The organism is Actinomadura sp. 7K507 (genome assembly GCF_004348425.1).
In the GTDB taxonomy this organism is placed as follows: Bacteria; Actinomycetota; Actinomycetes; order Streptosporangiales; family Streptosporangiaceae; genus Spirillospora.
Map to the genome: position 1 here is coordinate 1 of NZ_SMKK01000177.1, position 20,200 is coordinate 20,200.

Consider the following 20,200-nt stretch of genomic DNA (forward strand, 5'->3'; position numbering starts at 1 on the left):
TGGACGACGTCGTACCGGCCCTCCGCCAGCACCCTGGTGAGGGTGGACAGCGCGGCGAGGTCGTCGCGCGGCGAGATCTGCGGCACCAGCGGCCCCACCTGGACGACCTCCATCCCGGCGCGGTGCGCCGCGGGCGTGAGGTCCCCGGCGGCGGCGTTCGCGACGGCCTCGTCGCCGTAGAGCACGGTGCCGCGTCCCGTGGCCGGGCGGCCGGCGGAGGGCTCGCTGTCCATGCCGACGCCGCCGGTGACGATCGCCCGCTCGTACGTGCCGTCCGGCAGCGCCATCGCCCCGTTCAGCGCGACCCGGCCACCGCCGCCGTTGAAGCGGGTGATCACCTGCGCGACTCTCAGTTTCCTGCCTGTACTCACGGCTCACCTCTGATCACGTGCCACCTCCGACCACGGGCCACCTCCGACCACGGGCCACCTCTACTCATGGAGCACCCCGCAGGCCGGGAGGGGGCGCCGGGCCGGGCGGTACTCCGGCAGCAGCCGGCGCAGCAGCAGCCGGACCCCGGCCGCGTCGCCCGACTCGGCCGCCTCGGCGAGCTCGTCGAGCAGCCGCGGCAGCCCGGCGGGCGGCGGCACCGGCCGGGTCCCCCAGATCTTCGGGTGAGCGGTGCGGATGCGCCGCTCGGAGTCGGCGAACGCCTTCTCGGCGAGCTTCTCGCCGGGCCCGAGCCCGCTGAACCTGATCGTCACCGCGGGCGAGCGGAGCTGCGCGGCGTACCGCTGCACGAGGTCCAGCACCGGGACGGGACGGCCCATGTCGAGGGCGAACGTCTCCGCCTCCTCCGCCAGCGCCGCGGCCTCGATCAGCAGGCCCGCCGCCTCCGTCACCGTCAGGACGTGCCGCGCGGCCTCCGGATGCGTGATCGTGATGACCTCGCCGGCGGCGATCCGGTGCGCGGGCGGCCCGAGCGGGCCGAGCGGCGCGCGCGGCCCGCCGATGACGTCGCCGACGCGGACGGCCGCGAAGCACGTCGGGCCGCCCGTCGCCGTCTGCAGCAGCAGCTCCCCGAGCCGCATCGTCGCGCCCAGCACCGACGTCGGCTCCGCCGCCCGGTCGGACGAGACGAGCACGAGCCGGCGCACCCCGTGCCGCACCGCGCCGTCGACGACGTACCGGGCGCCGAGCACGTTGCCGGCGACGCCCCGGCAGGGATCGTCCTCGACCGCGGACAGCCGGTACAGGCCTGCCGCGTGGAAGAGCAGCTCGGGCCGCGCGTCCGCGATGACGCCGTCGACCCGTTCCGCGTCCCGCACGTCGGCCTCGGCGAGGGTGACGCGGCCGCCGCCCGGCTCGGCGGCCAGTTCGCAGGCGAGGCGTTCGAGCCCGCGCCCGTCCTTGTCGACGAGGCACAGCGCCGCCGGTTCGAGGCGCCAGACCAGCCGGCACAGCGCGCCGCCGACCGTCCCGCACGCCCCGGTCACGAGCACCCGCCTGCCGCGCAGGAGACGCCGCCCGCGCTGCCCGGCGAGGACGATCTCGTCCCGGTCGAGCAGCAGCGCGAACGGATCGGCGGGCGGATCGGCCGGTGCGGCCGCGGCGGGCGCGGCGGCTTGGCGGGGCCGGTGCGGCGGGAACCAGCGCACGGTCAGCTCCGGGTCCGCAGTGCCTCGGTGAGGGCGGCGACGACCTTGGCCTGCCCGTCCGCCGTCAGTCCCGGATACAGCGGCAGCGACAGCAGCTCCTCGGCGACCCGGTCGGTCACGGGCAGCCGCCCGCATTCCTCCTCGCCGAGGATCTGCCGGTAGGCGGTCAGCTGGTTCGCCGGGATGAAGTGGACGGACGTCCCGACGCCCGCCGCCTGCATCGCGTCGCCGACCTCGTCGCGGTCCGGGACGCGCACCTGGTAGAGGTGCCAGGCGTGCTGGACGCCGTCGAGGCCGGCGCGCTGCGGGAGCACGACCCCGGGCACCCCGGCCAGCGCCTCGTCGTAGCGGGCGACGAGTTCCGCGCGGGCCTCCTGCCAGCCCGGCAGCGAGCGGATCTGGGCGCGGCCGATCGTGGCCTGGGCGTCGGTCATGTTCGCCTTCAGCCCGATGGCCTTCACGTCGTACCGCCAGCTCCCGCCCGGCAGGTACCGCTTCCACGAGTCCTTGCTCATCCCGTGCAGCCGCATCGACCGGACCCGGTCGGCGAACTCCTCGTCGCTCGTCGCGACCGCGCCGCCCTCGCCGATCGGCATGTTCTTCGTCGCGTAGAAGGAGAAGCACGCCGCGTGCGAGGACGACCCGACCGGGGCGCCGCCGCGCGCCGCGCCCGGTCCGTGCGCGGTGTCCTCCACCACTCTCGTCCGGTCGAGGCCGGCGGCCGCGGCGAGGGCCGGGACGTCCACCGGGTAGCCGCTCTGGTTCTGGGTGACCATCGCGGCGGGCTTCACCCGCGCCGCCGCCGCGGCGACCGTCGCCGGGCTCGGCACCAGCGTCTCCTCGTCGATGTCGACCAGGACGGGACGGTGCCCCGCGTGCAGGATCGCGTTGATCGCGCCGCAGAACGTCAGGCTCGGCGTCAGGACCGGCGACCCCGGCGGCAGGTCCATCGCGCGCAGGCTCAGCTCCAGCGCACTCGTGCACGAGGCGACCGCGACGACGTGCGCGGCGCCGAGGTAGTCGGCGAACTCCTGCTCGAAGGCGGCGGTCTCCGGGCCCGTGGTGAGCCATCGGGAGTCGAGCACCTTGGCGACCGCCTCCGGCACCCCGTCGGTGAGCGGCGGGACGCAGAACGGAACGGCTGAACTCATCTGGCTTCTCCTTGATCTAGCGGGCCTCGGCGGAGATCGGGCGGGCCTCGCCGGTTCGGCGGGCCTTGGTGATCTGGTGGGCCTTGGCGGTCTGGTGGGCCTTGGCGGTCTGGTGGGCCTTGGCGGTCTGGTGGGTCCTGTCGGTCTGGCAAGCGCTGTCGGTCTGGCGGGCCAGCGGGTCCGTCGGTCTAGCGGGCTTTGGCGGACCTGCGTGAGCCGGTCGTGCCGGTGCGCGACGGCGCCTTGCCGGACGTGGCGACGACGCCGAGCAGCGGCCAGCCGGACGCGGCGACCAGGTCGCGGACCGTCTCCAGCCCCGACACGGTCGTCACCCGCCCGACCACCACGACCACGCCGACCGTGTCGTCCGCGCCCGGGTCGATGTCCTCGAACGCGTGCACGTGGCACACGCGGCGGACCGGGACCGGCTGGGTGACCTCCGTCGGGGAGACCTCGGCCGGCTTCTTCGCGATGACCGCGGCGCCGCCGCCGCCGGCGCGGACCACCGACGTGCTCTTCGCGCCGCCGGTCCCGCCGCTGTTGAGGGACGGCGCATTGCCGTCCGCGTGGCTCTCGCCGGGCTTGCCGTGCACCTGCTCGGACCGGCCGGGCCCGGACCGGCCGGGGTCGTCAGGCCTCTCCTGTGCTGAAGCGCCCGCCCGGGGTTGTCCCGGCCTGGCCGGGGCGGGCCGCGTCTCGTCGCCGTACACCGCCGATGCCACCGACGACACCAGCTCGGCGGACAGCGGCCCGGGTGCGCCGACCAGCGCGACCCGTCCGACGTCCTCCTTCTTCGCCGCCAGCCGCACCCGGCGGCCGAGGTCGGCGAGCTGCGAGGGCCCCTTGTCGGCCCAGCCGAGCAGCGGCACGTCGAGCCGCCGCGCGACCCGCCGCTGGCCCGGGATCGTGGGCCGCAGCATCTCGGCCACGACCGCGATCAGGATCCCGCCGACCAGCCCGACCAGCCCCGCGATCGCCGACATCATGATGATCGGGTCGGACTCCGGGGCGAGCACCGCGGGCTGCACCACCGACGCCGTCCCCGCCGAGGTGAGCTGCGTCAGCAGATCCGAGCGGTTCGACCGCAGGTCCGCCAGCTCCGACTGCACCCGCTCCCGCTCGTTCGCCGCCGCGATGTCGGGGGCCGGGCCGCCCGCCTCCCGCGCCAGCGGCCCGAGCTTCTCCACCAGCTCCCGGGAGCGTTCGTCGATCTCGTCCATCCGCTGCCTGATCGCGCTCTGGTTGGACTCGTTGATCTCCCTGACGACCTCGGCCCCGATCGCGTCCGCCAGCTTCCGCGCCACGACCGGGTCGGTGTCCTTCACCGACAGCTCCACGACCGTGGACGTCCCGAGCCCGGACACCTCGACCGCCTTCGCGACCTTCCGCGCCGACCGGTCGACCCCCTGCCGCCGCAGCACGTCGCGCAGCAGGGTGTCGCTGGTCGCGAAGGCCTTGACCTTGCTGACCACGATGCTCGCGCTCGCGTCCCCGCTCCCCGCGTCCGTCGCCTCGCCGGACGCCTGCAGCCGCGACTCGGCCACCGACGGCGGTTCCTGCCCGGCCATCAGGAGCGCCACCAGCGTCACCGGGAGGACCGTCATGACCAGCAGGACCGCCCAGTAGCTGCGGAACACCCGCGCCGCGACTTCGTCGATCTCCACGACCCACCCCTTCGGCCTCGTCACGGCGAGCGTAAGAAGGGCCTTCACCGGAGCAATCACCCAAAAGACGACCCCCGCCTACGCCGTTTGCACCAGCCGGTTCAGGGTTCGGGGCGGGTTCAGGGGTTCGAGGGGCGCATGCCGGCGCGCATGGCGAGGGTGATCGCCTCCAGCGCGGAGTGCACGTCGAGCTTGGCCAGCAGGTTCTGCGTGTGGGTCCGGACGGTGTTGGCCGACAGCCCCAGCCGTTCCGCGATCTCCGCGCGGCCGAGCCCGTCGACCATGCACTGCAGGACCTCCCGCTCGCGCGGCGTCAGCTCCGCGAGCAGCCGCGCTCCGCCGTCGGGGTTCCCGTCGTCGCGCATGAGGCGGCGCAGGACCTCGCCCAGCACGTCCGGCGGGATCCAGCCGCCCCGCCGGGCCGCCGACCGGATCACCTGGGCGACCAGGTCGGCGCTCTCGGTCTTCTCCAGCCAGCCCACGGCGCCGCGCCGGACCGCCTGCACCAGCGCGTCCAGGTCGCTCATCGCGGTCAGCACGACCACCCGGACGCCCGGATGCGACTCACGGACCTGGTCCAGGACGTCCAGGCCGCTCTCGGCGCCGAGCATCAGGTCGAGGACGAGCACCTGCGGGCGCTCGGTGGCGGTCAGCGCGAGCGCGCGCCGCACGTCGTCGGCGATCGGCAGGATCACCAGGTCGGGCTCCCGCCCCAGCCGGGCGGCGAGGGCCTCGGCGAAGAGCGCGTGGTCGTCCACGATGAGGACGCGGATCGGTTGCATCCACCGACGATGACCGCTGCCCGCGCCCGGCGGATCCCGCAAACGCTGTACTTGTCCGGGCGCAGTGCTCGGTTCTGCTCCGGCTCGTTCGGCCCCGGTTCGTTCGGCTCTCGTTTCGGACGTCCGTTTGCCGCGACGCCACGCTCCGAGATCTTCGCTGGTGGCGGCCGGGAGAGAACTCGTGCGCGGACGCCTCGCCGGCGACGGAGGTTCACCGGCGTCCGGAGCCGGTCACGTGGTGTGAGTGGCGTTGACCGCTCGCGATTGCCTGCTGATTCTGTGCGTGACCGATTCAGGGGACGCACTGGCTATCAGGGGATGCCACATGAAAGTCCTGATCACAGGGGGAGCCGGGTTCATCGGCAGCACCATCGCCTCCGCCTTCGCCGAACGCGGGGTGACGCCCGTGGTGCTGGACAGCCTGGTCACCGGCCGGCCGGAGTTCACCGGCGGCAGGATCTTCTACCGGGGCGACATCGGCGACGGCGCTCTGGTGGACGAGATCTTCCGGAACCATCCGGACATCATCGCGACCGTCCACTGCGCCGCGCTGATCGTGGTGCCCGACTCGATGACCGACCCGCTGCGCTACTACCGGGTCAACCTCAGCAAGACCCTCGACCTCGCCGGCCACCTCGTCCGCAACGGCTGCGACCGGATGATCTTCGCGTCGACCGCCGGGATGTACCGGCCCGAGGCGGACCTGTCGGTCTCAGAGACGTCCGTCCTGGAGCCGCAGAACCCGTACACCCGCTCGAAGATGATGGCCGAGCTCCTCCTGGAGGACCTCACCAGCGCCAACGGGCTGCGCGTCATCTCGCTGCGCTACCTCAACCCGATCGGCGCCGACCCGCAGATGCGGACCGGCCTGCAGAGCAGCAAGCCCACGCACGCGCTGGGCAAGATGATCGAGTGCCATGAGCTCGGCGTCCCCTTCAAGATCACCGGGGTGGACTGGGAGACCCGCGACGGCACCGCGATCCGCGACTACATCCACGTCTGGGACATCGCCCGTGCCTTCTACGAGGCCGCGCTCCGCTTCGACTCGATCGTCCCGCCGCTGGGCAGCCGCCCCGGCTACCAGGTCATCAACCTCGGCACGGGCGACGGCACCACCGTCCGGGAACTCGTCGACGCCTTCCGCGAGGTGGTCGGCGACGGCTTCGAGGCCGAGGAGGCCCCCGCCCGCCCCGGCGACGTCGTCGGCGCCTTCGTCGACCCGGTGAAGGCCAAGGACCTGCTCGGCTGGAAACCCGAGTACACCATCGAGGACGCCATCCGGCACTCCCTCCAGTGGGCCGAGCGCCGCCGCGCCCTGGACGTCGCGTAACGCGGAGCCTCCGACCGGTTCGGTCCCCCCGGCGCCATCGACCCGCCGGGGGACCGAACGCGTCCACCATCCGGTCTCCCTCTTCCTCCGGGCCGACGTTCGGTGCGATGCTGGCCGAACACGCTGGCTGAACAAAGGTTAAGGAGATTTTGTGGATTTCCACCTTCCGGAGGAGCTGACCCGGCGGCTCGCGGAGCTGGACGCGTTCATCGAGCGGGAGATCGCGCCGCTCCAGGCGCAGGACGACAACGAGCGCTTCTTCGACCACCGCCGCGAGTACGCGCGCACCGACTTCGAGAACGGCGGGGTGCCCCGCCCCGAGTGGGAGGAACTGCTCGGCGAGATGTTCCGGCGCGCCGACAGGGCGGGCTGGCTGCGCTACGGGCTGCCCGAGGAGGTCGGCGGCTCCGCCGGGACGAACCTCGACATGGCGGTGATCCGCGAGCACCTGGCGCACAAGGGGCTCGGCCTGCACAACGACCTGCAGAACGAGGCGTCCGTCGTCGGGAACTTCCCGTTCGTCCACATGCTGACGGAGTACGGGACGCCGGAGCAGAAGCAGGAGTACCTGGAGCCGATGCTGACCGGTGAGAAGCGGATCGGCTTCGGTCTCACCGAGCCCGAGCACGGCAGCGACGCGACCTGGATGGAGACCACCGCGGTCCGCGACGGCGGCGACTGGATCATCAACGGCGCCAAGCGGTTCAACTCCGGGATGCACTCGGCCACCCACGACGTGGTCTTCGCCCGGACGAGCGGCGAGGACGGCGACGCCAGGGGGATCACCGCGTTCTTCGTCCCGACCGAATCGCCCGGCTTCTCGGTCGACTTCCACTGGTGGACGTTCAACATGCCCACCGACCACGCCGAGGTGACCATCCGGGACGTGCGGGTGCCGGACTCGGCGATCTTCGGCGCGGAGGGCGAGGGCCTGGCCGTGGCGCAGACGTTCGTCCACGAGAACCGGATCCGGCAGGCGGCCTCCGGCCTCGGCGCCGGGCAGTACTGCGTGGACCGCAGCGTCGGGTACGCCCGCGAGCGCGTGACGTTCGGCCGGCCGCTGGCGACGCGGCAGGCGATCCAGTGGCCGCTGGTCGAGCTGCAGACCGAGGCCGAGATGCTGCGCGGCCTGATCCGCAAGACGGCTTGGGAGCTGGACCGGCTGCCGCACATGCGGATCAGCGACCGGGTCTCGATGTGCAACTACCGCGCCAACCGCTTCGTCTGCGAGGCCGCCGACCGCGCGATGCAGGTGCACGGCGGCCTCGGCTACTCCCGGCACACCCCGTTCGAGCACATCTACCGCCACCACCGCCGGTACCGGATCACCGAGGGGGCCGAGGAGATCCAGATGCGCAAGGTCGCCGGCTACCTGTTCCGCTTCGCGGGCCCGAACAAGGCCGCGGCCTCCGACAAGACAGCGGGCGGGAAGGACCTGAAGGGCTGAGGCCGTGCGGGAGTCGGTCGAGATGCCCGAGACGCCCGAGGGGGCCGGGCCGGAGCCCGCCCCCGGGCGGCAGAAGCCCACCCCCGGGCGGCAGGAGCCCGGTCCCAGGCAGGGGCCGGGCGAGAACGGGATCCTGCGCGCCGCGATCGCCGTGATGACCGAGCACGGCTACCACGGCACCTCCGTCCGGGACATCGCGATGCGCGCGGGAATCAGCCCCGCCGCGCTCTACTACCACTTCGAGTCCAAGCAGGAGGTCCTGGCGACGATCATGGAGCGGGGGATCGAGACCCTGCTCCGGGCCAGCCGCGCGGCGCTCGCCGAGGCCGGCGACGAGCCGGCGGCCGGGCTCGGCACGCTCGTCGAGACGCACGTGCTGTTCCACCTCCAGGACCAGCGCGGCACCATGCTGGGCACCAGCGAGCTGCGCGCGCTGGACGAGCCAGTGCGCGGCCGGCACATCGCCAAGCGCCACCAGCAGCAGCGGCTGTTCGACGGTGTGATCACGCGGGGCGCCGAGCTGGGCGTCTTCAGCACGCCGATCCCACTGGAGGCGTCCCGGGCGATCGTCGTCATGTGCACCGGCGTGGCCGCCTGGTTCTCGCCCGACGGCCCGCTCGGCCGGGCCGAGATCGCACGGAACTACCGGCGGCTCGCGCTCGACATGGTGGCCGCTCGTCCCACCCGCCAGCCAGACCTGACCGAACGTTCGTAAAGGAAATCTTGCGGTTTCACCGAAAAGCGGGGCCATCATAAAAACGGGGTCATGACAGCAGGAGGCCATATGGAGCGGGACGTGAGGTACGAGACCGACGGGCATGTCGGCATCGTGACCCTCGACCGGCCGCAGGTGCACAACGCGCTGCGCCGGCAGACCTATGACGAGCTGACCGAGCTGGTGCGCACGACGGAGGCGCGGGCGCTGGTCGTGACCGGCGAGGGCCGGTCCTTCTGTTCCGGCGACGACGTCCGCGAGCTGATGAGCGGCGGAGCGGACGGCGAGGCGCCTCGGCCCGAGCCCCGGATCACCCCTGCCGCCGGTGCGCTGCTCGACACCGACGTCCCGGTGATCGCCGCCGTCAACGGTCCCGCGGTCGGCTGGGGCATGGAGCTGGCGCTCCTGGCCGACCTGCGGGTCGCGGCACGCCGCGCGAAGTTCGGCGAGCTGTTCGTCAAGCGCGGGCTCTGCAGCGATGTCGCGGGCATCGGCCGGCTGGCCCAGCTCGTCGGCCGCGAGCGCGCGGCCGAGCTGCTGTTCACCGGCGAGGTGATCGACGCCGAACGCGCCGAGCGCATCGGCCTGGTCGGACGCGTCGTCGACGACGACCGGCTGCTCCCGGAGGCGCTGGAACTGGCCCACCGGATCGCGGCCAACCCTCCGCTGGCGGTCGCCGCCCTGAAACGCGGCCTCCGGCGCGCCCTCGACCCCGACTGGAACGACCTCGGCGCCTGGGTGAGTACCACGCTCGGCGAACTGTTCACCACCGAGGACCACCGTGAAGGCGTCCGGTCCTTCCTGGAGAAGCGGGAGCCGCGCTATGTCGGCCGCTGAGCAGCCCGGCGGACCTCCGCTGCCGGGGATCGACCGGGACCGGGTGGGGCGGTGGCTCGCCGCGAACGTCGACGGGCTGGTGGCTCCGGTCGAGTTCGCGCTGGTCTCGGGCGGCCGGTCCAACCTCACCTACCGGGTCACCGACGCCGCCGGCGCCGCGTACGCGCTGCGCCGCCCGCCGATGGGCGGCATCCTGCAGACCGCGCACGACATGGAGCGGGAATGGCGGTTCGTCTCGGCGATGGCGGGCACCGGCGTCCCCGTGGCACCGCCGCTGGCCTTCTGCGACGACACCGGCGTCGCCGGCGCCCCCTTCTACGTGATGGGCTTCGTGGACGGGCTCGTCCTCGCCGACGCCGCCGACGCGGCGCGCCTGGAGCCGGCGGCGCGGGCACGGGCGGGCGAGAGCCTCGTCGAGGTGCTCGTCGCGCTGCACGCGCTCGACCCGTACGACCGGGGACTCGACGCGATGGTGCGCTCCACCGGTTACGCCGAACGGCAGCTACGGCGCTGGCACCGGCAGATCCGCCAGTCGGAGGTCGCGCATCTCGGCCTGCTCGACGAGGTGCACGACCTGCTCGCCGCGCACGTCCCGGCGCAGCGGACCGGGATCGTCCACGGCGACTACCGTCCGGGGAACCTCGCCTTCGGCCCGGACGGCACCGTCCGCGCCGTCTTCGACTGGGAGCTGGCGACCTCGGGCGATCCGCTGGCCGACGTCGGCTACCTGGTGGCGACCTGGCAGGAACCGGGCGATTCCGAGCCGGTCGGCACCCACGGCGCGACCGCCGTGCCCGGCTTCCCGTCCAGGAAGGACCTCGTCGAGCGGTACGCGCGGCAGTCGTCCCGCGACGTGTCGGACGTCCCGTACTGGGTCGCGTTCGCCCAGTGGCGCTCGGCCTGCATCGGTGTGGGCGTGCGTGCACGCTACGCGGCCGGGCACATGGCCGATGACGGCTACCGCGAGCAGGCTCAGGCCCGCGCCGACCAGGAGATCCGCCTGGCCGAGACCGCCCGCGACGCCCTCCGGGGACTGGCGCCGTGATGCGCGACATGACCGAGCAAGCCACGACCGAGCACGCCAAGACCAAGCACAGGGACGACCGACCGGAAAGGAACATCCGATGACCGCACAGGACTACCGGGCCGGTGTCCGCGCGTGGCTGCGCGCCCACGCGCCCGACCCGGACCCGGACGCGGCGCCCGAGGAGCAACTGCGCCGCGCCAAGGAGTTCCAGGCCGCGCTGTACGACGCCGGGTACGCCGGGATCACCTGGCCGAAGGAGGCCGGCGGCCAGGGCCTCGGCACCGCCGAGCAGCAGATCTTCGCCGAGGAGGCCGCCGAGTTCGATCTCCCGACCTACCCGTTCATCGTCGGGCTCGGCATGTGCGGGCCCACCCTCGTCGACCTCGGAACGCCCGAGCAGAAGGAGCGCCACCTGCGCGGCCTGCTGCGCGGCGACGACATCTGGTGCCAGCTGTTCTCCGAGCCGGGCGCCGGATCGGACGTGGCGAGCCTCCAGGCCCGCGCCGTCCGCGACGGGGACTCCTGGGTGGTGAACGGCCAGAAGGTGTGGACGACCAACGCCCAGTGGGCCGACTTCGGCGCCCTGCTGGCCCGCACCGACCCCGACGTCCCCAAGCACGCCGGGATCACCATGTTCATCGTCGACATGCACGCCCCCGGTGTGACCGTCCGCCCGCTGAAGGACATGTCCGGGAGGGCGCCGTTCAACGAGGTGTACTTCGACGACGTGCGCATCCCCGGCGACGCCGTGATCGGCGAGGTCGGCGGCGGCTGGCGCGCGGCGGTGACCATGCTCGGGCACGAGCGGGTGTCGATCGGCGGGTCGCGTCCCTCCCGCAACAGCGCACTCACCTTCGCCGCGCTGCTCGACCTGGCCCGCCGCGAAGGCGTCACGGACGTCCCCGCACAGCGCGAGCGCCTCGCCGAGCTGTACGCGCACGAGCGGGCCCTCGACCTGCTCAACGCGCGGATGCGGCAGGAGGCCGCCGCGGGCCGCCCGCCGGGGGCGCGCGGCTCGGTCGCCAAGCTGGCCGGCGCGGTCCAGCTGCGCCGCGCGATCGCGCTGGCCGGCGAGCTGGCGGGCGCGAACGCGGTGGCCTGGGACCCCGGCGACGCCCGCGGCGACGATCTGGCGCTCGGCATCAACGCGGCGCCCGGGTCCGCGATCGCCGGCGGCACCAACGAGATCCAGCGCAGCATCATCGGCGAACGCATCCTCGGCCTGCCCAAGGAACCGCAGGTGGACCGGGACGTCCCGTTCCGCGAACTCAAGGTCGGCACACAGCGCGAGGAGGACGGCCGATGAAACTCGTACTGGACTCCGAGCAGGAAGAACTGCGCGCCACCGTCCGGAAGGTCCTGGCGGACCGGTCACCGTCCGCGAAGGTCCGCGAGGTCATGGAATCGGAGCTGGGCCACGACCCCGACCTGTGGCGGACGCTCGGCGACCTCGGCGCCCTGGGCCTGGTCGTCCCGGAAGACCTGGGCGGCTCCGGCGCGGGCCACGTGGAGCGCGCCATCGTGATGGAGGAACTCGGCCGCGTGCTCACCCCGTCGCCGTTCCTGGCCTCGGCGGTGCTCGCGACCGACGCCCTGCTCGCCCTCGACGAGGACGACCCCGCCCGCGCCGCGCTGCTGCCGAGGCTGGCCGCGGGCGAACTGGTGGGCACGGTCGCCGTGACCGAGGGCGGCGCGTGGGACCTGACGGGAGGGGCGACCACCGCCACCGGGCACGACGGCACATGGCGGCTGGACGGCGTCAAGACACCCGTCCTCGCGGGCGACTCGGCCGACCTGGTGCTCGTCTACGCCCGCACGACGTCCGGCCCCTCCTGGTTCGCCGTCGAAGGCAACGCGGTCGGCCTCACCCGCACCGTGCTGACCGGCCTGGACCCGACCCGCCGCTTCGCCAAGCTCAGCTTCGCCGGCACGCCCGCCCGCCCGCTGGCGGCGTCGGACCCGGGCGCCGCGCTGGAGACCGTCGTCGACCTCGCCGCGGTGTCGCTGGCCGCCGAGCAGGTCGGCGGGATGGAGCGGGCGATGGAGCTGACCGTCGAGTACGCGAAGGCGCGGATGCAGTTCGGCCGCGCGATCGGCTCCTACCAGGCCGTCAAGCACGGCTGCGCCGACATGTACAGCGCCTGGGAGCAGGCGGTGTCGGTGCTGCGCGCCGCCGCGTGGACCGCCGACCACGACCGTCCGGGCCTGCCGATGGCCGCCTCCCTCGCACAGACCTACATCGGCCCGGCGTTCTTCGAGACGGCCACGGGCATGGTCCAGTACCACGGCGGCATCGGCTACACGTGGGAGCACGACGCGCACCTGTACTACAAGCGCGCCAAGAGCAGCGAACTCCTCCTCGGCCCGCCCGGCCGCCACCGCGCCCGCCTGGCCGACCACCTGGAAATGCCGTGACGGATCACGATGAGTTCTCGCCCCGGACGTGGTCCATACAGGCATGAACACGGACATGAACACACACATGCTCGAGACCTCCGAGGCGGACATCGCCTACGACGTCCAAGGCCCGCTGCCGCCCGCGGGCGGACGCCCGCCGCTGATGATGATCGGCCAGCCCATGGACGCCACCGGCTTCCGCGCGCTGGCGTCCCACTTCCCCGACCGCACCGTGGTCACCTACGACCCGCGCGGCCTCGGCCGCAGCGTCCGCAAGGACGGCCGGGTCGACCACACCCCCGAGACCCAGGCCGCCGACGTGCACGCCGTGATCGAGGCGGTAGGCGCGGGCCCGGTCGAGATGTTCGCGAGCAGCGGCGGCGCCGTGACCGCGCTCGCACTCGTGACGGCCCACCCCGGCGACGTGACGACCCTGGTGGCCCACGAGCCTCCCGTCATCGCGGTGCTCCCCGACGCCGGAGCCGCCGAGCGCGCCCGAGCCGGCTTCCGGGACGCCTACCTGGCCCGGGGCTGGGGCGCCGGCATGGCGGCCTTCATCGCGATGACAGCCTGGGAGGGCGAGTTCACCGACGACTACTTCGCCCAGCCCGCACCGGACCCCGCCTCGTACGGAATGCCGGCCGACGACGACGGCTCCCGTGACGACCCGCTGCTCTCCGACCGGTCCTGGGCGATCAGCGACCACCGTCTCGACGCCGACGCGCTCACCAGGTCGCCGACCCGGATCGTGATCGCGGTGGGCGAGGAGACCGGGGACGCCTTCACCGCACGCACCGCGGTCGCCACGGCCGAACTGCTGGGCCAGAAGGCGACGGTGTTCCCGAGCCACCACGGCGGCTTCCTCGACGGCGAGTTCGGCTACGCCGGCCAGCCCGAGGCGTTCGCCCGCAAACTGCGCGAGACCCTGGACACCACCGCGTGACGAGTTTCAGCCGCGTCCGGCGGACGAGCCCAAGCTGAAGGCCGCCTGCACAGCGCCCTCGCGGGTGCAGGCGGCCATGACCAACGGGCGAATTGGGACGCCGGCCGACGGCGGGAAGGTGACGTGGGCGCGGCTGGCCCAGTGAGGGTTTTACGTAGTCGGTCTCAGGCGCGGGTGAGGGCCTGGCGGGTGTCGGCGGCTATCTCCAGGTCCTCGCGGGCCTCGATCACCAGTGTGCGGACGGACGCGTCTCCCGCGGTGATGTCAGTGTCGCCGTCCGCCGCCGTGTTGCGGTCGGGGTCGACGGAGACGCCGAGGTAGGCGAGGTCCTCGGCCAGGCGCATGCGGACGGACGGGTCGTGCTCGCCGACGCCGCCGGTGAAGACCAAGGCGTCGAGTCCGCCCAGGGACGCGGTCATGGCGGCGGCGCAGGCGCGGAGCCGGTGGTGGTAGACGTCGAGGGCGGCCAGCGCGTTCACGTCCCGCTCTTCGGCGAGTTCGCGGACGCGGCGCATGTCGCCGGTGCCGGTGAGGCCGCGCAGCCCCGAGTCGCTCTCCAGCGCGGCGTTGACGTCCTGCGCGGTCAGCCCGTGCTTGATCAGCCACAGCGGGATTCCGGGGTCGATGCTCCCGGCCCGGGACGCCATGACGAGCCCTTCCAGCGGCGTGAACCCCATCGTGGTGTCGACCGAGCGGCCCTCGGCGACGGCGCAGAGGGACGCACCGGAGCCGAGGTGGCAGACGACCGTCCGGCCCGGGACCCCGCCGAGAAGCTCGCCGGTGCGGCGGACGGCGTAGCCGAACGACAGCCCGTGGAAGCCGAAGCGGCGCAGCCCGAAACGGCGCCGCCACTCCTGGGGGAGCGCGTAGGTGGCGGCGGCGTCCGGCAGGGTGGTGTGGAACGAGGTGTCGAAGCAGGCGACCGCGGGGACGCCGGGCAGCGCGCCGGTGATCTCCGACAGCGCGTGCAGCGACGCCGGCTGGTGCAGTGGGGCCAGGTCGGCGAGGTCGTGCAGCCGTTCGGTGACCTCGGCGTCGATGAGCACGGGGCCGCTGAAGTCGGTGCCGCCGTGGACGAACCGTACGCCGATCGCGTCGGGCTCCGGCATGTCGGTGACCATCGGCGCCAACTCGTGGCCCGTCCCCGATTCCACGGCGAGGACGGTGTCGTCGAGGTCGAGCAGGCTCACCTTCAGGCTGCTCGACCCCGGGTTGACCGTGAGTACCCGCATCGGCGACCTCCTCAGTACGGCGACCTCCTCAGTACGGCCACGTCCAGTCGCGGACCTCCGGTGCGTCCTCGCCGTGCTCGCGGGTGTAGGCGCGCGACGCGAGGCGCTGGTCGGCCATCCGCTGCCGGATGTGGGCGACGCGCCCGCCGAGCGACGGGACGCGTTCGATGACGTCCATGACGAGGTGGTAGCGGTCCAGGTCGTTCAGCATGACCATGTCGAACGGCGTGGTCGTCGTGCCCTCCTCCTTGTAGCCGCGTACGTGCAGGTTGGGGTGCCCGGCGCGGCGGTAGGTGAGCCGGTGGACGAGGTACGGGTAGCCGTGGAAAGCGAAGATGACGGGCTTGTCGGTGGTGAACAGGGCGTCGAAGTCGCGGTCCGGCATCCCGTGGGGGTGCTCGCTGTCCGGCTGGAGCCGCATGAGGTCCACGACGTTCACGACCCGGACGCGCAATTCGGGGAACAGCCGCCGCAGCAGGTCGGCGGCGGCGAGCGTCTCCAGGGTCGGGACGTCGCCCGCGCAGGCGAGCACGACGTCGGGGTCCGCGCCGCCTTCCGTGGACGCCCATTCCCAGATGCCGATGCCGCGGGTGCAGTGCGCGACCGCCTCGTCCATCGGCAGCCAGTTCAGCGCGGGCTGCTTGCCGGCCACGACCACGTTGACGTAGTCGCGGGACCGCAGGCAATGGTCGCCGACCGACAGCAGCGTGTTCGCGTCCGGTGGCAGGTAGACCCGGACGATCTCCGGTTTCTTGTTCAGGACGACGTCGAGGAAGCCGGGGTCCTGGTGGGTGAAGCCGTTGTGGTCCTGCCGCCACACGTGCGACGACAGCAGGTAGTTCAGTGACGCGATCGGCGCCCGCCACGGCAGGTCCCGGGTGACCTTCAGCCATTTGGCGTGCTGGTTGAACATCGCGTCGACGATGTGGATGAACGCCTCGTAGCTGTTGAACAGCCCGTGCCGCCCGGTGAGGAGGTAGCCCTCCAGCCAGCCCTGGCACAGATGCTCGCTCAGCACCTCCATGACCTGGCCGGACGGCCCCTGGTGCTCGTCGGTCGGGAGCAGCTCGCCCTGGAAGACGCGGTCGGTCGCCTCGAACACGGCCCCGAGCCGGTTGGACGCGGTCTCGTCCGCGCCCATGACGCGGAAGTTGGACGGGTTGGCCTTCACGACGTCGCGCAGGAACGTCCCGAACGTCTGGGTGGCCTCGGCGGTCGTCGTGCCCGGCTTGTCCACCGGGACGGCGTAGTCGCGGAAGTCGGGCAGGACCAGCGGCTTCAGCAGCAGCCCGCCGTTGGCGTGCGGGTTCGCGCTCATCCGCCGCTCGCCTCCGGGCGCCGCGTCCAGCAGCTCCGCGACGGGTCGCCCCGCGTCGTCGAACAGCTCGTCCGGACGGTACGAGCGCAGCCATTCCTCCAGTTGCGCGAGGTGTTCCGGGTTGTCCCGCACTCCGGCGAGCGGGACCTGGTGGGAGCGCCACGTGTTCTCCACCGGCTTCCCGTCAACGTCCTCCGGGCCCGTCCAGCCCTTGGGGGACCGCAGGACGATCATGGGCCAGCGCCGCCGCCCGGCGGCCAGCTCCTCGCGGGCGCCGCGCTGGATGTCGGCGATCTCGCTCAGGGCCTGGTCGAGCGCGGCGGCCATCTTGCGGTGCATGGACGCGGGCTCGTCCCCGCTCACCAGGAGGGGCTGGTATCCGTAGCCGTCGAGCAACTGGACGAGTTCCTGCTCGGGGATGCGCGCGAGGAACGACGGATTCGCGATCTTGTAGCCGTTCAGGTGCAGGATCGGCAGGACCGCCCCGTCCTTCACCGGATCAAGGAACTTGTTGGAGTGCCAGCTCGCCGCCAGCGGCCCGGTCTCCGCCTCCCCGTCCCCGACGATGCACGCGACGACCAGGCCCGGGTTGTCGAACGCCGCCCCGTACGCGTGGGCCAGCGAGTATCCCAGTTCCCCGCCCTCGTGGATCGAGCCCGGAGTCTCCGGCGCCACATGGCTGGGGATGCCGCCCGGGAACGAGAACTGCCGGAACAGCCGCCGCATGCCCTGCTCGTCCAGCGACACGTCCGGATAGATCTCGCTGTAGGTGCCCTCCAGCCAGGCGTTCGCGACGGCCGCCGGGCCGCCGTGCCCCGGGCCCATGATGTAGATCATGTCGAGGTCGCGCGCCTTGATCGTCCGGTTGAGGTGCGTGTAGCAGAAGTTCAGGCCGGGGGAGGTGCCCCAGTGGCCGAGCAGACGCGGCTTGATGTGACCCCGTTCGAGCGGCTCCCGGAGCAGCGGGTTGTCCAGGAGGTAGATCTGCCCCACGGAGAGGTAGTTGGCCGCCCTCCAGTACGCGTCGATCTGCCGTACTTCGTCGTCGGTGATGGCGACGGACTCGGTCATGGCGCGTCCCTTGTCCCTTCGGTTCCTCTCAGGGCTGTCGGTGCCTCTCTGAGAGGAGCACGTCCCCGAGATCGGCTTTCCCAACCATCACCGAAGGCCCGCAGGCGAAGGGATCGCGTGACCACTACGCACCGTGACGCGAGCCGTGACATCAGCAAGGCCACGGCGGGTGCGGGCCCGCCGTGGCCTTGTCCCCCCACCTGGAAGTGGACCTCACCCGGTTACAGGGGCGGCCGCCGCGTCCGGAAGCGCCGGTGCGGTTCCGCCCCGCCCCCCAGCGAACCGGCGGGAGCGTCTCCATTGGGTGCGTTGAAGCCTGCCGCCTACTCGCAAGTAGGTTCACGCGTCCGGGAGTGCGGTCGACCAGCGGTCGCGCATCTGCGACGAACGGTTAACGCTAAGCGATGAGGTTACGACGGAGTGCGACAGGCGACGCCGGGCTTGGCGGACGGTGCCCAGGCCTGGCGAACGGCGTCCATGGTCCCGGCGGGGAGGCGACGGTGCTCTGCCATGCTACGCAGACCAGGAAGGCTGAGCGGATGGGAGCGGTATGGGCGGGTTCTTCACCGGGCGGACGCTGGCCGAGATCGGGCGTGGCCTGCGTTCAGGGGAGGAGTCGGCGACCGGACTGCTGGCGCGGGCGCTGGAGTCGGTCGACCCGGATCTGAACGCCTTCGTGACCCTCGACCCGGAGGGCGCGGAGGCCGCCGCCAGAAGGGCGGACGAGGAACTCGCGTCCGGCGTCGACCGGGGGCCGCTGCACGGCGTCCCGGTCGCGGTGAAGGACATCATCGACGTCGCGGGCCTGCCGACCGGCATGGGATCGGCGCACTTCCACGGGCATGTGGCCGAGACCGACGCGATCTGCGTGACGATGCTGCGCCACGCCGGCGCGGTGATCGTCGGCAAGACCGGAACGCACGAGTTCGCCTACGGCGGCAGCGGCGACGTGTCGGTGAACGGACCTGTCCGCAACCCGCACGACCGGGAGCGGATGTCGGGCGGCTCCAGCAGCGGCAGCGCCGTCGCCGTCGCCGCCGGGATGGTCCCGCTCGCGCTCGGCACGGACACGGGCGGGTCGGTGCGCATCCCCGCCGCGTTCTGCGGCATCGCGGGGTTCAAGCCGCAGTACGGCGCCATCCCGACCGGCGGCGTGTTCCCGCTGTCGGTGTCGTTCGACCACGTCGGCGTCCTCGCCGGGTCCGCGGACGACTGCCGCATCGCCTACCGCGCGCTGACCGGCCCGTCCGGCCCGTCCGAGCCGTCGCCGTCGCCGTCGCCCGTGCCTTCGCCGGTGGACGGGAGCGCGCCGCGCGAACGGCGGGTCGCGTGGATCGAACCGACCGTGATCGAAGCGCCCGTGATCGACCCCGACGTGGAGCGAGCGGTCCGGGCGCTCTTCCCGGACGCGCCGTCCGAGCGGATCGACCTGCTCGAAATCCGGCGGGTCTTCCGGGCGATCCAGGACGCCGAGGCCTACGACGTGCACGCCGAGCGAGTCGCGCGGGCACCCGGCCGCTACCAGCCGCCGACGCTGGAACGCCTGGAGCACGCGGGCCGGACGCCCGGCTGGCGCTACCTCCGCGCCGTCCGTGAGAGGGAACGATTCGCGCGCGAGGTCGCCGGGCTCCTGGACCGCTACGACTACCTGGCGCTGCCCACCCTCCCGATCACCGCCCCGAAGATCGGCGAGATCGAGGGGCCGTTCGGGCCGCACGTCCCGGCGCTGGTGAGCCTCACGTGCCCCTGGAACGTGCTGGGCCTGCCCGCGCTGAGCATCCCCGCCGGGACCGTCCACGGCCTGCCGGTCGGTGCGCAGCTGGTCACCCGTCCCGGCGCCGAATCGCTCCTCTTCGAGGCGGCGGAACGCCTTCGGGGTGACATGGCCGGGTGACGTGGCCGGGTGACACGGCCGGGTGACGGGGTTGGGATACGGGGCCGGGTGACGGTCACGGGCTCACCGTGTCGACCAGGACCTCGGTGACGAGCGCGGCCGGCATGTCCATCCGGGTCGCGAGGCGGACGACCTGGCGGGCGGACTGCGGCGGGCGTGCCGCGATGATCCTGGACGCGGCGCGCAGAGCGGTGACGCGCTCCTCCGGTGCGGCGAGCGCGCCGCCCGCCCGCCCGACGGCGGCGTCCACGACCTCGTCCATCAGGGGTCTCCGCGTGCGGAGGGCCTGCAAGACGGCGGTGCGGCCTTCGGTTCGCAGCAGCCCGGCGGGGTCGTGTCCGGTGGGCAGGCACGCGGTGTCGAGCGGGCCGCCGATTCCGGCGAGTCTCTCCCACGTCCGGACGGCGCCCGACCGTCCGGCCGGGTCGCCGTCCAGCGCGAGGACGACACCGGTCTCGTCCAGGTCGGCGACCCTTCCCAGCGCATCGAGTTGCGACGTGGTGAGCGCGAGTCCGCAGGTCGCCACGGCCGCGTACTCGGCGGGACCCGCGACGGTCACCGCGATCGCGTCCAGCGGCCCCTCCACGATCACCGGTCGCGCGCCGACCGCCAGCCGGTCGCGGGCCTCGTGCAGGCCGTAGAGCAGTTCGCCCTTGTGGAAGAGGGACGTGTCGGGGCCGTTCAGGTACTTGGGACCCGGGGCACCGTCACGGCGGCGGCCGATGAAGCCCGCGACGGCTCCGTCCGCCGTCCGGATCGCGAACATCGCCCGGCCCCGGAACGTGTCGAGGAGC

General features: G+C 72.9%; 17 protein-coding genes. 9 read left to right on the forward strand and 8 right to left on the reverse strand.

What is annotated here, in order from left to right; translation table 11 throughout:
* The 5 genes from E1285_RS31610 to E1285_RS31630 all read right to left on the reverse strand — a co-directional run.
* The coding region (locus E1285_RS31610) for a hypothetical protein (RefSeq protein ID WP_207946962.1) at window positions 1–371 on the reverse strand (371 nt) is incomplete at its 3' end.
* A gap of 60 nt (window positions 372–431) precedes the next feature.
* The gene (locus E1285_RS45845) at window positions 432–1,598 is read right to left on the reverse strand and encodes a polysaccharide biosynthesis protein (protein WP_165966831.1); all 1,167 of its coding nucleotides are present in this window, start codon (window positions 1,596–1,598) and stop codon (window positions 432–434) included.
* Window positions 1,599–1,600: 2 nt separating this feature from the next.
* A complete protein-coding gene (locus E1285_RS45850; protein ID WP_165966832.1) occupies window positions 1,601–2,749 on the reverse strand; it encodes a DegT/DnrJ/EryC1/StrS aminotransferase family protein in 1,149 nt (382 codons plus the stop codon).
* A gap of 188 nt (window positions 2,750–2,937) precedes the next feature.
* Window positions 2,938–4,413, reverse strand: coding sequence for a hypothetical protein (locus tag E1285_RS31625; protein ID WP_132158235.1), 1,476 nt, complete (start codon window positions 4,411–4,413; stop codon window positions 2,938–2,940).
* Between the two features lie 119 nt (window positions 4,414–4,532).
* Entirely contained in the window at window positions 4,533–5,195 is a 663-nt protein-coding gene (locus E1285_RS31630; RefSeq protein ID WP_132158236.1) for a response regulator transcription factor, read from the reverse strand.
* A gap of 325 nt (window positions 5,196–5,520) precedes the next feature.
* On the opposite strand from E1285_RS31630, the gene galE reads away from it, so the two are divergent.
* From galE to E1285_RS31670, 8 genes are all read left to right on the forward strand, one after another.
* Window positions 5,521–6,525, forward strand: coding sequence for a UDP-glucose 4-epimerase GalE (gene galE, locus E1285_RS31635; RefSeq protein ID WP_132158237.1), 1,005 nt, complete (start codon window positions 5,521–5,523; stop codon window positions 6,523–6,525).
* A gap of 151 nt (window positions 6,526–6,676) precedes the next feature.
* The gene (locus E1285_RS31640; RefSeq protein WP_132158238.1) at window positions 6,677–7,972 is read left to right on the forward strand and encodes an acyl-CoA dehydrogenase family protein; all 1,296 of its coding nucleotides are present in this window, start codon (window positions 6,677–6,679) and stop codon (window positions 7,970–7,972) included.
* Window positions 7,973–7,976: 4 nt separating this feature from the next.
* Window positions 7,977–8,687, forward strand: coding sequence for a TetR/AcrR family transcriptional regulator (locus tag E1285_RS31645; protein ID WP_132158239.1), 711 nt, complete (start codon window positions 7,977–7,979; stop codon window positions 8,685–8,687).
* Window positions 8,688–8,756: 69 nt separating this feature from the next.
* Window positions 8,757–9,524 carry an enoyl-CoA hydratase/isomerase family protein gene (locus tag E1285_RS31650; RefSeq protein WP_132158240.1) on the forward strand — a complete coding sequence of 256 codons (768 nt, stop codon included), beginning with the start codon at window positions 8,757–8,759 and terminating at the stop codon, window positions 9,522–9,524.
* Window positions 9,511–10,569, forward strand: a complete 1,059-nt coding sequence (locus E1285_RS31655; protein ID WP_132158241.1) for a phosphotransferase family protein — start codon at window positions 9,511–9,513, stop codon at window positions 10,567–10,569. The genes E1285_RS31650 and E1285_RS31655 overlap by 14 nt, the downstream gene beginning before the upstream one ends.
* A 79-nt stretch (window positions 10,570–10,648) precedes the next feature.
* Entirely contained in the window at window positions 10,649–11,857 is a 1,209-nt protein-coding gene (locus E1285_RS31660) for an acyl-CoA dehydrogenase family protein (protein WP_132158242.1), read from the forward strand.
* Complete coding sequence (locus E1285_RS31665) at window positions 11,854–12,966, forward strand: acyl-CoA dehydrogenase family protein (protein WP_132158243.1); 1,113 nt, start codon at window positions 11,854–11,856, stop codon at window positions 12,964–12,966. The genes E1285_RS31660 and E1285_RS31665 overlap by 4 nt, the downstream gene beginning before the upstream one ends.
* Window positions 12,967–13,033: 67 nt before the next feature.
* On the forward strand, window positions 13,034–13,891 hold the full coding sequence (locus tag E1285_RS31670; protein WP_243723180.1) for an alpha/beta hydrolase: 858 nt from the start codon (window positions 13,034–13,036) through the stop codon (window positions 13,889–13,891).
* A 164-nt stretch (window positions 13,892–14,055) separates the two neighbouring features.
* Here the strand turns inward: E1285_RS31670 and E1285_RS31675 are convergent, their stop codons facing one another.
* Complete coding sequence (locus E1285_RS31675) at window positions 14,056–15,123, reverse strand: acetate/propionate family kinase (RefSeq protein ID WP_132158245.1); 1,068 nt, start codon at window positions 15,121–15,123, stop codon at window positions 14,056–14,058.
* A gap of 28 nt (window positions 15,124–15,151) precedes the next feature.
* Window positions 15,152–17,512, reverse strand: coding sequence for a phosphoketolase family protein (locus E1285_RS31680; RefSeq protein ID WP_132158246.1), 2,361 nt, complete (start codon window positions 17,510–17,512; stop codon window positions 15,152–15,154).
* Between the two features lie 550 nt (window positions 17,513–18,062).
* On the opposite strand from E1285_RS31680, the gene E1285_RS31685 reads away from it, so the two are divergent.
* Entirely contained in the window at window positions 18,063–19,406 is a 1,344-nt protein-coding gene (locus E1285_RS31685) for an amidase (RefSeq protein WP_132158247.1), read from the forward strand.
* 55 nt (window positions 19,407–19,461) lie between these two features.
* Here the strand turns inward: E1285_RS31685 and E1285_RS31690 are convergent.
* The coding region (locus tag E1285_RS31690; RefSeq protein ID WP_132158248.1) for a toprim domain-containing protein at window positions 19,462–20,200 on the reverse strand (739 nt) is incomplete at its 5' end.